Raw genomic sequence first — 14582 nt, forward strand, 5'->3', positions numbered from 1 at the left:
CCGAAACTTCGGGATTAATCAGAGGGTCGCTGGTTCGAGCCCAGCAGGAGGAGCTTTTTTACAAAACACTTACTTTAATTAGTAGGTGTTTTTTTTGTACATTAAAGTTAGTTGAAAAAATTTTCAATCCAGGTTTTAGTTCACTGGAGAGGCTTAGTCAGTTGGTTAGAGTCCCGAAACTTCGGGATTAATCAGAGGGTCGCTGGTTCGAGCCCAGCAGGAGGAGCTAAAAGACTTACAGAAATGTGAGTCTTTTTTGTTTTAAAATTCCTGATTGAATCAAAATCAAACAGACTTATCTAATTTTTTTTAATTCAGAATCAAACAGATAAGAATTTTTTGATTTTTTTTCTTTATTAAAGCATGATAGGCTTGATTTGAAACAAATTAATTTTTATATTTGCACCACTTCAAACGAAGAACATTCCTCCTTAGCTCAGTTGGTTAGAGCATCTGACTGTTAATCAGAGGGTCGCTGGTTCGAGCCCAGCAGGAGGAGCTTCTTTACTAAAACACTTACTTTAATTAGTAGGTGTTTTTTTGTACATTTAATTATGTATTTTATTTACATTCTTTACTCGGAAACTGCAAATCTTTATTATGTTGGATATACTTCTAACATAGAATTAAGATTGCAACAACATAACGAGCAAAACAGCTTTAATACGTTTACATCCAAACATCGACCTTGGAAGCTTGCTGCACTTTTTTCTTGCGGAGATCAAGAAAAAGAAGCTATCTCCATTGAGCGATTTATTAAAAAACAGCATAGTAGAAAGATTATAGAAAAGCTCGTCGATCCAGATTTTAGTCCAGACGGAACACTTAGTCAGTTGGTTAGAGTCCCGAAACTTCGGGATTAATCAGAGGGTCGCTGGTTCGAGCCCAGCAGGAGGAGCTTCTTTACTAAAACACTTACTTTAATTAGTAGGTGTTTTTTTGTTTAAACAGAAAAAGAATCTCATTACTGAAATTCCCTTTTTAATTTTAAGTTTTTGAAAGCTTAGCAACCAGTTCCTCCCTTAAATTCTGCTGAGCCTGTTGCTTTTGCTTTTTTATTGGTAACTTTTATTATTCCGTGGGCTTGCGCCGTGTCACTGTCAATACTTACTTCTCCTATAATGGCATCAATTATTACTTGGTAATTGTCGTCTTCTAATTTAATAGTGAATTTATTTTCGTCATCATTTTCTCCGGAACTAGATTCTTTTGTATAAAATTCAATTTGTTTTCCATCAATGTTTAAAAAGTTAAGCCAACCTTTTTCATCAGGCGCACCAGTTTGCATAAAAATTAAATCTTTATATTCTTTTTCTTTCCGATAATATTCGGTAATACAACCTATTCCGATTTTGTCATCTGGCACCGTAATCGTTCCAATTTTGATATTCTTAACACTAGGAATAGAATCAGATTGTTCAATTTTATTTTGAGACTTATTTTCCTCTTTTTGACAAGATAAACTTCCTAGACTAAAAACGGCTAAGAAAAAGATGCTTTCTAATTTCATAAATTTTAGTTTAATCAAAATTAAATTCTATTATGAAAAAAGCGCTCAATGATGAGCGCTTTTTATTATTTTGAAGATTGTTCTAAGGCGTCTAAAGTTTCCTTCAGATAAAAATCTTTCTGTAAATTTTTAATCCAATTTTCGGACTTTTTCGCAAAAGCTTCGTCTTTCTTTTCTCTTGCAACTTCATCTGCATGCAAACTAATTTTGAGACCATTATTGTATTTATCCAAAGCTTTGAATTTTTCAATCTGCGCTTTACGTTCTTTCATCAAAGCCATATATTTAGCTTCGTTCAACGTAATTTTTTCTTCTTTAGATAAAGCTTCTCTCCATTTTGCAGACTCTACAAGCAGTTGATAATTCGTATTATTTTTAATTTTAGAATCTATTGATTGCTGCAAAGATGCTGTATTGATGTTATTAACTTTATTGAACTTTGCTGGTGCAATTTTATCCCAAGGCAAAGCAAATTGGTCATAACGCTCCCCTATTTCTGCATAAGTATACAAATCTTGCATCTTAACGTCGGATTCCACACCTTTTCTCTGTGTCGACTCACCCGTGACACGATAATATTTTTGAATTGTTAATTTAAGATCACCAAAGTCATCGCTGGTATTTAAAAATCTGTTTAGAGACACAAAAGTCTGCACAGTTCCTTTACCAAAAGATTGTGGAGAACCAACAATTGCAGCTCTTCCGTAATCTTGCATTGCTCCTGTCAAAATCTCAGATGCAGAAGCCGAAAGTTCGTTTTGCATAATAACAAGCGGACCTGTCCAAACTGGCGCATTGGTTTTGTTACTAAGAACATTTATTTTTCCGTTTCCGTCTTTAACCTGAACAACTGGACCAGCATTGATAAACAAGCCCATAATATCAACAACTTCTGTTAATGAACCGCCACCGTTATTTCTTAAATCTAAAACAACGCCATCAACTTTTTGAGCTTTTAGTTTTAAAAGTTCAGCTTTAACATCGTCTGAAGCGTTTCTTCCTTTACTATCCTCAAAATCTGCGTAAAAACCTGGTAGATAAACATAGCCTAATTTTTTCCCGTTTGGAGAGTTAATAATCGAACTTCTTGCGTAAGTGTCTTCAATCGCAACTTCTTCTCTTATTAAGGTAACATCTTTAACTGTACCATCGGTTTTCTCAACAGTTAAAGTGACTGGCGTTCCTTTCTCTCCGCGGATAAGTCGCACCGCTTCTTCTGTCAACATCCCAACGACGTTAACTGGATCTTCTTTGGGTTTTGATCTAACTTTAAGGATTTTGTCTCCTTTCGCTAATTGTTTAGACTTCCAAGCTGGTGCACCGATTGTTAAATCGCCTAAATATAAATATCCTTTTTTCTCTTGGATTAAAGCACCAATACCAATAATTTTCCCTGTGAAATTAGTATCGAAATCTTCTTTATCTTTTGGTGAAAAATAATTGGTGTGCGGATCAAACACTTCTGTATAAGCGTTCATATAAACTGTAAACCAATCATTTTTCTTTCTCTTTTTGTAACGACGGAACATATCCGTAATCAAATCCTTAACCTCACCTTGCGCTTTGATTCTTTTTTGATCTGCAGAAAGGATTTCTAACTTAACTGTATCCTTTAGTTTATTAGCAATTAATGAGTCTTTTCTTTTCTTAGCAGATTCTTCCTTGTTATTCAAAGTTTCCATCTCGCGAAGAATATAATACTTAACATAACGCTTCCACTCAGCTTTTTGATCAGCATTAGTAGTTGCATTTTTCTTAAGTTTTGGTTCAAGAATCATACTGTCATCTTCATTGAGATCGATTGGCTTGCTCAAGATATCTTGTGTCATTTTATCGATATCATCCAATCTTTGATAAAGACGATCTGTTGTCGCTTTATAAAAAGTCAAATCACCGTTGTTAAGGTAATCATCAAGCTTGGTTTTATGTTTCGAAAACTCATCCATATCAGATTGTAAAAAAATTCTTTTGTCTGGATCTGCAGACTCAAAAAATTTATTATAAACTTCTGCTGAATAAGCATCATTAATAGGTTTTGGCGCATAATGCAAATACGAAAGTGTGTTCTTAACACTTACCATAATGGTTTGCATTTTTTCGTCGTCATTCTGTGGTGCGTTGAAACAAAACATCAGCGTCATAAGTGGCGCAAACATGAAGATTCTGTTCCATTTAAAATTCTTAAACATATAGATTACTTAAGTGATAAAATATTGGTAATTAGCTTTTGATTTTTGTTACAAATCTTTGAAAATTTATTTCTAAATCATAAGTCGAAGTCACATCAAATTTAATACCTTATTTTTATTCGACTGCTATATTTTAGCTAATTTTGTGATATTCTTTAAAAAAGAGCATCTACAAATTAAGATGCATCACGATATTTTTGAAAATTATTATGGAAAAACCTTTGATATTAGTAACCAATGATGATGGCATAACAGCGCCTGGTATTAGAAATTTGGTAAGTTTTATGAACGAAATTGGCGACGTTATTGTCGTTGCGCCTAACTCGCCACAAAGTGGAAAAGGACACGCAATAACCATTAATGCAACTTTAACTTATGAAGAAATAAATCTCGAAGGTCCACAAACCGATTATGCGCTAAGCGGGACGCCTGTTGATTGTGTGAAATTTGCACTCGATAAAGTTTTAACAAGAAAACCCGATATTGTGGTTTCGGGGATTAATCACGGTGCCAATTCTTCGATTAATGTTATTTATTCTGGGACAATGTCAGCGGCAGTTGAAGCTGGTGTAGAAGGTTTGCAAGCTATTGGCTTTTCGTTATTAGATTTTTCTTGGGATGCCGATTTTTCTCAAGCTAAAGAATATATCCAAGCGATCGTCAAAAAAGTTCTTGACAATCCACTTCCAAAAGGTGTTGTGTTAAATGTCAACATTCCTAAACTTGCAAAAGAAGAAATAAAAGGTGTAAAAGTCTGCAAACAAGCGCATGCAAAATGGGAAGAAAGTTTTGATGAGCGTGTTAACCCACACGGCAAAAAATATTATTGGTTATCCGGCTATTTTAACAATATGGACAAGTCAGAAGATGCTGACGAAACGGCTCTGGCAGATGGTTACATCTCAATCGTTCCTGTTAAATTTGACCTAACCGCGCATGAATATCTTAAAGAACTAGATACCATCATGAAGTTTTAAAATAGAAAACGGTCAAAATAATTTGACCGTTTTTTTTATCTTCCTAAAGCTTTACTCAAAGCTTCGGATGCTCGTTTAACTTCTGTTGTCCAATCGTCAACGGCATTGCCATCGGCGCCATCAGAAATATATTTTAAAGCCAAAAAAGGAATGTTTTCCAAATTGGCGACTTTAGCTAAAGCATAAGCTTCCATTTCTATAATATTGTATTCGTGGTTGTTATGTTCCATTTCGAATTGATCGCCCGTACCACAAATGCCTATCGGAAAATTTGGGAGTTCGATCCCGGTATTCAAGATAATCGCTGAGTTTTCGAAAGGTGTTTCGAATTTTGCAAAACCTAAAGCTGACACTTCCATATCACGTTGGATAAACTCTGTACAACACACAACACTTCCACGATCAAAAACAGTACTTCCTGCTGTACCAAGATTAATGATAATGTCTGGTTGATATTTCGCAATTGCTTTTGTTAAATGATAGGTTGCATTAACTTTCCCTACACCAACAAAAACTTTGTTATCCTTATCAAAATGACTACCAGCTTCGCTTTCTAATGCAAAAACAAAAAGCGGATTTTCATAGGTTTTAGTATTAATTGTAATCAAAACTTTATAGAATTTGGTCAAATATAGTTTTTTTTGATAAAATATTTTTCAAATTAAATATTTACGAATTTAAAAATTATTTTAAATAACTTTTATTAATTAAATTGATATTAAAAACGATTATTTTTCTATCATAATATCTTTTTAGTTATTAAATATAGTACAAATCCCTAATTTTATACTGGTTATATCATAACAAAAACCACTTTCTTAAATGATGAATTATAAAGACTATTTAACCTCATTCGGGATTGAAATGACCGACAAAGATTGGGAAATATATGAACCTAGAATTTTTGTCCAAGCCTACAAAAAAAATGATTTTATAATAGAAAAAGGCGAAGTCGAAAATCATCTTTCATTAATAACAACAGGTATTGGACGATGCTTTTTAAATAAAAAAGAAAAAGAAATCCCCGTTAATTTTCTTTTCGAAAATGATTATTTAACATCATACGAATCTTTTCTCACGCGAGAACCTAGCCAATACTCGATATAAGCAATGACCGACATGGTCTTGTGGCGCGCCACGCACGACAGTTTTTTACACTTTTTCGAACATTCATCAATCGGGAATTTTCTTGGTAGGATTTCTGCGGAAGCACTTTATCTTTCAAAAGCGGCACGAGAACTTTCTCTATTAACCGAATGTGCCGAAGAGCGCTATCTAAAACTTTTAAAAACAGACAAGAACTTATTGCAAAAAGTTCCGCTCAAATATATAGCTTCATATATCGGCGTTACGCCACAAGTTTTAAGTCGTATTCGGAAGCGAATTAATTAACCCAAGTTCATTTCATATTAAAACTAATAAAAGTACATTTGTGTCAGTATTTTAAATAATACTTCTAAAATCACAAATGATAAAAGGGTTTTGAGATGATTTTCAAAACCTTTTTTGCCTTAAAACAACACTCTTGTATCTTTTCTCAATTCCTCTAGACATTTTTGTTTGTCATCACGGTAAAAAAGATTCATGGTTTCAAACGGAATCAATTTTAAATCTTTATTTACGATGTGGACACAAGATTTTTTCACAGCTCGAACATCAAAATCGTGAGCATCCATAAAATTCATGATGATAATTCTGAACAAATTGTCATAACCCAAATCTGGCGCTACAACTTCTGGAAGACAACATAATAATTGATTAACTTTTGGCTGAACTTTATCAACAGAAATTCCAGTGCTGAAAATATCAATTAATTGCACTTTTAAACCCTCATCCTGTTCGTAAACAATGGTGTTTTTCGATTCATTATTCAGTAAATCAGCTGGATTGATGTATCGAGTTAAAGGAATAATTTCATCATTCAATTTTAAAATATATCCCATTGCCAAAGCATCTGGATTGCATGGAACAGGAATTAAATCATCAGAATTTAAAGCAGGAAACTGATTCAATATTTCTTGTCGAACTTCTGTTAAAGTAATTTTTTCTGCAGCAGAATCGTCGCGATTTCGTCCCGCAATTTCTACAGGTTGGAAGGTAATTCCGCGAACACATTTTTGTTTTAAAGCAAAATCGATGATTTTTCCGATTTCATCAATGTTTTTACCTTGTTGCAAAACAACAACCAGCGTTGTAGAAAGATTTAACTCATTCAATTTTGCTAAAGCTTTCATACGAACATCCGTCAAATTTTTTCCTCTGAAGTCTTCCAAAACTTCTGGTTTAAAAGAATCAAATTGAAGATAAACCTCAAATTCTGGGGCATAAGTTGCCAATTTTTCTGCAAAACCGGAATCGTTTGCAATCCGAATTCCGTTGGTGTTCAACATCAAATGTTTAATCGGTTTCGACTTTGCAATATCCATGATTTTAAAAAACTCTGGATGAATGGTCGGTTCGCCACCGCTTATTTGGACAACATCGGGCTCGCCTTCATTTCTTACAATCGTGTCGAACATCGCTTCAATTTCGTCCAAACTTCTGTGGCTTCCATAATGCGGCGAAGACATTGCGAAACAAGTCGGACAAGTCAAATTACAGCGGTCCGTAACTTCCACAATAGATAAACAACTATGTTGTTCATGATCTACACACAATCCGCAGTCGTAAGGACAACCGTAATTTACATCAGTCCCAAAATGCAAGGGCATTTCTGAGGCTTTGTTGAAATTCCTGATGTTTTTATAATATTCTACATCGGTTGCTATTTTAGTTTTGAAAAAACCATGATCTGGGCAACGTTTTGTCATAAAAACCAAATCGTCTTCAATAATAATTTTTGCGCCCACACGCTGCAAACATTCTGGACAAAGACTTATCGTATAATCGTAATAAGTATAATTTCTTACTGGCATAATTGTAAATTAAATTCCACCTCCGCAAATCATTCCACTAATCAATCCGCAAATAAGCAGACACACTAAAACTGTTCTCCAAAATTGACCTTTTGTGAGTTTTCTGCCAGCTTTGGATTCGTAAATTAATTTAAAAATTCCAGCAACTACTAAAGATATCACGAAAGAGGCAACAGCAATCATCGCTACAATCATCACTACAACCCCTTCTAAGTTGCCGACTTCAAGAATTACTAATTGGTTCATCTGAATATTGGTTTTGTATTTTGGTGTTGAAGGTTAAATATATTTTATAAATGTAATAAATAATCATAGAAAGACATACAACTTGAATGGTTCCAAGATTAAAAATAACGTCAACTTTAGGTTTAATAAAATCAAGTAAAAATCTAAAAGTGAAGTAGCTTATCATGAAAACTTGAAATACAAAACCCGATGGATACTTCCTTTTCTTTTCGATTTTTTTCAGAATAATCCAGAGGATGATGAGGAATACAATCTCATACAAAGCAACAGGATGACGTTTCACATTATCTCCTAAGTACATCCCGAAAACCGAATCGGTGGGAACTCCGTATGTTTCTTCATAAATTCCTGTGAAAAAGCAGCCGATTCTACCAATAATCATAGCAAGAATTAACGGAAATGTAATTAAATCTCCCGTGCTTTCTTTGTGTCCAACAATTTTCTTTGCGAATTCAACTCCTAAAAGTCCAAAAGCCAATCCGCCAACGATTGTATTATTCGACCAAAATGTTTTGAAATTAAACGCTTGTTCGACTAGTTTGTATGGATTTTCAAGATTTCCAATTAGTTTAGAACCAAACAACGCGCCTGCCGTTGCACCAATGAGAATCGCTAATGAAACATTTAAGTTCATTTTTTCATTGGATTTTCTTTTCAAAAAATAGTAATAGCGCATCGCAATGAAAATCCCTAACGATTCCAAAATTGGATGCAGCAATATATCGTGTCCGAAAAGATGAAGCGTAACAGGAAAATCTATCATAAAATGAAGATAAAAAAAAGCAGCCCGAAAGCTGCTAAATATTGTAAAAAATCTTGACTAAGTCAACATTCCGCCATCTACGTTAATCACTTGTCCAGTGATATAACCTGACATATCACTTCCTAAAAATACGCAAGCATTTGCCACATCTTCTGGTTGTCCACCGCGCTTCAACGGAATTGCTTCTCTCCAACCCTTAACCGTATTTTCGTCAAGAACAGCCGTCATTTCAGTTTCGATGAAACCCGGGGCAATCACGTTGCAACGGATGTTACGAGAACCCAACTCCAAAGCCACAGATTTTGAAAAACCTATAACGCCAGCTTTAGAAGCTGCGTAGTTTGCTTGACCAGCGTTTCCTTTAACACCAACCACAGAAGACATATTGATGATAGAACCCGACTTCGCTTTCATCATCGGTTTGATCACCGCTTTTGTAAGGTTAAATACAGAATCCAAATTCACTTTGATAATCGTATCCCAATCGTCTTTTGACATTCTCAACATCAAATTATCTTTCGTAATACCAGCGTTATTAATCAAAATATCAATTTGTCCAAACTCTACCATAACATCGTCTACCAACTTTTGTGCAGCATCAAAATCAGATGCATCAGATTGGTAAGATTTAACAGTTGTAATCTTAGAAAGTTCCTCTTCTAAAGCTTTTGCCTTGTCAACAGATCCTGCATAAGTGAAAGCCACCTTTGCGCCTTGCGCTGCAAAAACTTCGGCAATTCCTTTTCCGATTCCTCTTGTTGCACCTGTAATTAAGGCAACTTTTCCTTCTAATAGTTTCATATATAGTTTATTCTTTTTCTATTTTCAAATGTAGCGAATAATATTTTTATTGAATTTGAATCAATTTAAAAACACCAAATTTTAGACAACATTATTCACAATCAATACAATTTCTCCTTTTAAAGTTTTACTTTTGGAGAATTCAATTAACTCATTGATTGTACCACGTTTAGTTTCTTCAAACTTTTTCGAAATCTCACGACTAAGACTTGCCTTAGTTTCTTCACCAAAAAATTCTTTTATCTGCTCCAAAGTTGTATTAATCTTATGCGGACTTTCATAAAGAATGATAGTTTTCTTCTCTTCAGCAAGTTGTTTTAATTTGGTTTGACGACCTTTTTTCTGCGGTAAAAATCCCGCAAAATAAAAATCATGATTCGGCAACCCCGAAACAACCAAAGCCGGAACAAAAGCTGTTGCGCCTGGCAAGCATATCATTTCGATATCGTTATCAGCGCCAGCTTTTGCTAACAAATAGCCAGGATCCGAAATCCCTGGCGTTCCTGCATCCGTGATAATGGCGATGTTTTGACCACTTTGCAAATCCTGAATCACCTTTTCCGTCGCTTGATGTTCGTTGTGTAAGTGATAGGATCTCAACGGTTTCGAGACTTCGTAATGTCTTAATAAAATACCAGAAGTTCGGGTATCTTCACACAAAATATAATCGACTTCTTTCAGAACTTTAATTGCTCGAAAAGTCATGTCTTCCAAATTCCCAACTGGCGTTGGAACAAAGTACAAAATGCCTGACATTACAAAAATCTGTTTTCTACCAAAGTCCAAAGTCGTTGTGCGTAACTATCTGCCTTTTCCCAATTTCTATCATAATACAAATCGCTCAAAAATTCTTTAGCATCGTCAATATTATCAAATTCATTCAACTTATGAACAACTTGATTCAGCTCAACCTGACTATTTTTAAACAAGTGTTGTGTAAAGGCAATTTTATCATTTAAATCCAAACGGAATTCTGGTTTTGGTTTTGGCGCCTCCATATAATCAGTTGGCATATTGCTTTTACCAAGACTTCCACTATTTTTAGGTTCAGAAGTAGTTTCAGAAGCTTGTATTCTCTCTAAAGGATCATTATCAAACAAAGTTTTGTGAATACCTTTAATGTTAGATAATTTAATTTTTTTAGAATTTTGGTTGTCATCGGCATTTGATTTTTCAGTATCAAATAATGATTTTTTTTCTTCTTCTACATCAGAAATTTCATCTTTAGTATCTTCTATTTTTACTGAAGATTCACTTACTAATTCTTCTGATTTTGAAATAGTTTCAGTTAAATTTTCTTTAACTTCATTAGCATCTTCCGACACTGAGATTTCTGAAACCAAACTTGGCTCTTCAACAGTTTCCACTTTAGACTCCTCAACAGAATCCATCGCAAAAGAGAAGGTACTTTCATTGTTTAAAGAAGCTTCTTTTTCTTTGACAAGATTTTCTTCGTCTTTAGCAAGCTCTTCAACATCATGCTCCGTATCGTCATCTTTCAACATTTCGTTGTCTGACAAATCTAGGTGATCATTTTCAACTTCGTCATCATGATCAACATTTTCGATTTCCTCAGTTTTGTCAAAATCTTCGACATTTTCAGTCTCCACAATTTCTTCTTGATGCGCTTCCGCAAGAATTTGGTTATCGATTAAGTCCAAATCATCATCTTGAATATCATCTTCAGTAGCTTCGTTTTCAACGTTTTCAACTTGTGACGGTTCTTCAACATTATCATCTTCGGTTACTTCGAAAATTTCCTGTTCATCTACAACAGAAACAACGGGAAGAACTTGAGGTTTATTTAAAATTTGATTTAATCCAAAAGCTTCACTTAATTTTAGAAAATTGGTCTTTTCTGACAATTCTCGGATCAATTTTTCTTTCTGTAGTAAGTCGTCGATAGAAGAAATATCGTTTAATTCTTCAATAATATTTTGAATATCAAGAAACAACTCGTCATGGATTTCTTGCAGCCCATTCATAACAATCTAATTATCTTTTTCGTAATTTTGAAACTTAATTATAAGTCCACTTCAACCTGTCAAAACTTCAAAAAAACGAAGCAAAAATTTGTTGAAAAAAAAATGGCTTATATGAATTGCTAAATTAAAGAATGTTTTTAGAAAATACAATAAATCATTCTAAACAGAGTGGTTGGATGGAAGTCATCTGTGGATCGATGTTTTCAGGTAAAACGGAAGAATTGATTCGCCGATTACGACGTGCCGAAATGGCCGGACAAAAGGTTGAAATTTTTAAACCGAAAATCGATACGCGATATTCAGATGAAGATGTTGTGTCGCATAATCATAACAAAATACCAAGTACAGCGGTAGATTCTTCTAACGAAATCTTGCTACTTGGTTCAAATTGTGATGTTGTTGGTATCGATGAGGCGCAGTTTTTCGATGATGGTATTGTCGAAATTGCTAATCAACTTGCGAATGGTGGCACACGAGTGGTGATCGCTGGTCTAGATATGGACTTTCTTGGACGCCCTTTTGGTCCAATGCCTAACCTTATGGCAACGGCCGAATATGTAACAAAAGTGCATGCTATTTGTAAAAGAACCGGAAATCTCGCGAATTATTCGATGAGAATTTCTCACGGCAAAGATATTGTAGAACTTGGTGAGACCGAAAGCTACGAGGCTGTTAGCCGAAGAGTTTTCATGGACGAAGTTCTGTCAAAAAATAATCCGGAGTCAAAATAATGATTCCACAAAACAATGAAATATACAACTCAAGAGCTTGCTTTTTTTACCAATTCTGAACTGATTGGTAACCCAAAAATGATTGTCAAAAATTTGGCTTTCGACAGTCGTAGCATTTATTCTTCCAAAAACACTGCTTTTATAGCCATTAATTCTTCCAAAAATTCTGGCGAAAAGTACATAGAATCTGCGATCGAAAAAGGTATTGAAGTTATTATTGCAGAGAAAAAGACTTCCGACAATCCGCAGATTACATGGATAATTGTAAAGAATAGCTTACAATTCTTGAGGCAACTCGCCAAATATCATCTCGAAAATTCTTATATAAAAAGTATTGGAATTACAGGCAGTAATGGTAAAACGATTCTTAAAGAATGGCTTTACCAAAGTCTTTGGAACGAATATCAAACGGTGAAGAGTCCAAAAAGTTTTAATTCTCAAATTGGTCTTCCGCTCTCTTTGTTACAAATAAATGCAAAACATGAGCTGGGAATTTTTGAAGTTGGAATTTCTAAACCCAACGAAATGGAATTGCAGGAAGAAATCTTCCATCCCAACATTGGAGTTTTGACTTACATTGGATCAGCACATTCTTCGAATTTTGAAAATGAAGAAGAGCTGATTGATGAAAAAATTAAACTTTTCAAATATTCTAAAACTATAATATACAACGGAGATAAAGAATTGGTTAATAATAAAATAACTAACTTATATTCAAGTAAAAAATTAATTAGTTTTGGTTTTAAGTCAAATAATGACATTCACATTATTAATGATTATAAAAACCGTCAAGAACTTGTAAAAGTTAAAATTTTCGAAGATGAAATCGAATTTGAAGCAAGTACTCGCGATGAAGCAACTTTGTCAAATGCTTTAGCTTTAATTTCTGTTTTAAAAGAGCTTGGTTTCTCTAATTCAAAAATTGTTGAAAAAATCAATGCTTTACAAGCGATCGAAATGCGTCTAGAAGCTGTAGAAGGCGTTCGTAATAATTTGATTATCAACGATTCGTATAACTTAGATTTAGATTCACTTAAAATAGCTTTTCAGTTTATACAAGAATATAATAAGCCAAAAAAATCTTTGGTATTGACAGATTTTGTAGATTCAGATTCTCACAATCCTAGTTTCTACAAAGAAGTTATTGATCTTGTAAACGAGCAAAATTTTGAACAAGTTTTCTTAATAGGAACTGAAATTTCAAATTTTGCAAAAGATATCAAAACAAATGTTTTTAGTTTTGATTCAACATCAAGTTTTATTGAAAGTAAATCTTTTGAAGAGATTGATAATCAATTAATTCTACTAAAAGGTGCGCGAAAATTTGAGGTTGAACGCATCAAAGATATTCTAGAACTTCGTAAACATGAAACCCGATTAGAAGTTAATCTGAACGCACTTTTACATAACATTAATGTTCATAAATCGCTTCTAAAACCCGAAACCAAAATGATGGCAATGGTTAAAGCCAATGCTTACGGATTAGGAAGTTTTGAAATTTCAGAATTTCTTCAACATCATCATATTGATTATCTTGGTGTTGCAGTTGCTGATGAAGGTGCCGATTTAAGAAAAAAAGGAATCACCACTCCAATTATTGTGATGAATCCTGAGCAACATAGCTACAGAACGGTTATTGAGTACAATCTAGAGCCAGAAATCTATAGTTTCCGAGTTTTAGAATTGTTCTGTAACGAATTGAAGAAACTTGGTGTCACCGAAAAATATCCTATACATATTAAGTTAGAAACAGGTATGCATCGTCTTGGTTTTAAAGATCAAGAAATATTGCAACTAGCTGATTTTATAGCAAATAACAATATTAAAGTACAAAGTATTTTTAGTCATTTGGCAACAGCTGACATACCAAATGAGAAATCTTATGTCGAATTTCAATTAGAAAATTTTGAAAAGACTTCAAATAAATTAATAAATTTACTTGGTTATCAACCTATTCGACATATTTTGAATTCGTCAGGTATATTAAATTATACTGATAATCAATACGATATGGTCAGAATTGGGATTGGTATGATGGGAATTGCTTATAATGATGAGATTCAGAAAAAGCTTAAAAATACTGTAAGTTTCCAAACCGTTATTTCTCAAATTTCTGATATAAATACCGGAGAAACAGTTGGTTACGGTAGACGTTTTAAAGCTGAAAAAGAATCTAAAATAGCTACAATCCCAGTTGGTTATGCTGATGGAATTCCGAGATTAATCGGTAATAAAATTGGGAAAGTTAATGTACAAAATAAATTAGTACCAATTGTTGGTACAGTTTGTATGGATATGTTGATGGTCGATGTTTCAGATTTGGAAGCTAAAGAAGGTGATGATGTCATTATTTTTTCTGAAAAACCAAGCTTAATGGATTTTGCTACTTATTGTAATACAATACCTTACGAAGTTTTAACTTCAATATCACCTCGGGTAAAAAGAGTTTATATAAAAGATTAAAC

The 14582-nt window shown here is 33.8% G+C and carries 15 protein-coding genes and 1 tRNA gene; 7 read left to right on the top strand and 9 right to left on the bottom strand.

Annotated elements, in window-relative coordinates; all coding sequences use genetic code 11:
* The first annotated feature begins 425 nt into the window (after positions 1-425).
* Together RT037_RS01575 and RT037_RS01580 are read left to right on the top strand one after the other, a co-directional pair.
* A tRNA-Asn gene (locus RT037_RS01575) sits at positions 426-499 on the top strand.
* Between the two features lie 55 nt (positions 500-554).
* Positions 555-863 carry a GIY-YIG nuclease family protein gene (locus RT037_RS01580; protein WP_313027551.1) on the top strand — a complete coding sequence of 103 codons (309 nt, stop codon included), beginning with the start codon at positions 555-557 and terminating at the stop codon, positions 861-863.
* A gap of 140 nt (positions 864-1003) precedes the next feature.
* On the opposite strand, the gene RT037_RS01585 is transcribed toward RT037_RS01580, so the two are convergent.
* Both RT037_RS01585 and RT037_RS01590 read right to left on the bottom strand, forming a co-directional pair.
* Entirely contained in the window at positions 1004-1510 is a 507-nt protein-coding gene (locus RT037_RS01585) for a hypothetical protein (RefSeq protein ID WP_313027553.1), read from the bottom strand.
* Between the two features lie 65 nt (positions 1511-1575).
* Positions 1576-3699 carry a carboxy terminal-processing peptidase gene (locus RT037_RS01590; protein ID WP_313027555.1) on the bottom strand — a complete coding sequence of 708 codons (2124 nt, stop codon included), beginning with the start codon at positions 3697-3699 and terminating at the stop codon, positions 1576-1578.
* 209 nt (positions 3700-3908) lie between these two features.
* Here RT037_RS01590 and surE point away from each other — a divergent pair, with 209 nt between their 5' ends.
* Positions 3909-4676 carry a 5'/3'-nucleotidase SurE gene (gene surE / locus RT037_RS01595; RefSeq protein WP_313027559.1) on the top strand — a complete coding sequence of 256 codons (768 nt, stop codon included), beginning with the start codon at positions 3909-3911 and terminating at the stop codon, positions 4674-4676.
* 35 nt (positions 4677-4711) lie between these two features.
* Here surE and RT037_RS01600 read toward each other — a convergent pair whose 3' ends face one another.
* Positions 4712-5305: a 5'-methylthioadenosine/S-adenosylhomocysteine nucleosidase gene (locus RT037_RS01600; protein ID WP_313027561.1), complete on the bottom strand. Its 594-nt coding sequence runs from the start codon at positions 5303-5305 to the stop codon at positions 4712-4714.
* A 193-nt stretch (positions 5306-5498) separates the two neighbouring features.
* Here RT037_RS01600 and RT037_RS01605 point away from each other — a divergent pair, with 193 nt between their 5' ends.
* Positions 5499-5783: a hypothetical protein gene (locus RT037_RS01605; protein WP_313027564.1), complete on the top strand. Its 285-nt coding sequence runs from the start codon at positions 5499-5501 to the stop codon at positions 5781-5783.
* Between the two features lie 3 nt (positions 5784-5786).
* Positions 5787-6068 carry a hypothetical protein gene (locus tag RT037_RS01610; protein ID WP_313027567.1) on the top strand — a complete coding sequence of 94 codons (282 nt, stop codon included), beginning with the start codon at positions 5787-5789 and terminating at the stop codon, positions 6066-6068.
* A gap of 119 nt (positions 6069-6187) precedes the next feature.
* Here RT037_RS01610 and RT037_RS01615 read toward each other — a convergent pair whose 3' ends face one another.
* The 6 genes from RT037_RS01615 to RT037_RS01640 all read right to left on the bottom strand — a co-directional run bounded on the left by RT037_RS01615 (position 6188) and on the right by RT037_RS01640 (position 11386).
* Positions 6188-7591, bottom strand: coding sequence for a radical SAM protein (locus RT037_RS01615; protein WP_313027569.1), 1404 nt, complete (start codon positions 7589-7591; stop codon positions 6188-6190).
* 9 nt (positions 7592-7600) lie between these two features.
* A complete protein-coding gene (locus RT037_RS01620; protein WP_312323402.1) occupies positions 7601-7837 on the bottom strand; it encodes a hypothetical protein in 237 nt (78 codons plus the stop codon).
* Complete coding sequence (locus tag RT037_RS01625) at positions 7815-8600, bottom strand: prolipoprotein diacylglyceryl transferase family protein (protein ID WP_312323401.1); 786 nt, start codon at positions 8598-8600, stop codon at positions 7815-7817. The genes RT037_RS01620 and RT037_RS01625 overlap by 23 nt, the downstream gene beginning before the upstream one ends.
* A gap of 57 nt (positions 8601-8657) precedes the next feature.
* Positions 8658-9401: a 3-oxoacyl-[acyl-carrier-protein] reductase gene (fabG, locus tag RT037_RS01630; protein WP_313027575.1), complete on the bottom strand. Its 744-nt coding sequence runs from the start codon at positions 9399-9401 to the stop codon at positions 8658-8660.
* An 81-nt stretch (positions 9402-9482) separates the two neighbouring features.
* On the bottom strand, positions 9483-10157 hold the full coding sequence (rsmI, locus tag RT037_RS01635; RefSeq protein WP_312323398.1) for a 16S rRNA (cytidine(1402)-2'-O)-methyltransferase: 675 nt from the start codon (positions 10155-10157) through the stop codon (positions 9483-9485).
* The gene (locus RT037_RS01640) at positions 10157-11386 is read right to left on the bottom strand and encodes a hypothetical protein (RefSeq protein ID WP_312323397.1); all 1230 of its coding nucleotides are present in this window, start codon (positions 11384-11386) and stop codon (positions 10157-10159) included. Before RT037_RS01640 ends, rsmI begins: the two co-directional genes overlap by 1 nt.
* A 131-nt stretch (positions 11387-11517) precedes the next feature.
* On the opposite strand from RT037_RS01640, the gene RT037_RS01645 reads away from it, so the two are divergent.
* Positions 11518-12117, top strand: a complete 600-nt coding sequence (locus RT037_RS01645) for a thymidine kinase (RefSeq protein ID WP_313027581.1) — start codon at positions 11518-11520, stop codon at positions 12115-12117.
* A gap of 15 nt (positions 12118-12132) precedes the next feature.
* On the top strand, positions 12133-14580 hold the full coding sequence (locus RT037_RS01650; RefSeq protein WP_313027583.1) for a bifunctional UDP-N-acetylmuramoyl-tripeptide:D-alanyl-D-alanine ligase/alanine racemase: 2448 nt from the start codon (positions 12133-12135) through the stop codon (positions 14578-14580).
* The last annotated feature ends 2 nt before the right edge of the window (positions 14581-14582 follow it).

This window comes from Soonwooa sp. (assembly GCF_032062245.1).
GTDB lineage: Bacteria > Bacteroidota > Bacteroidia > Flavobacteriales > Weeksellaceae > Soonwooa.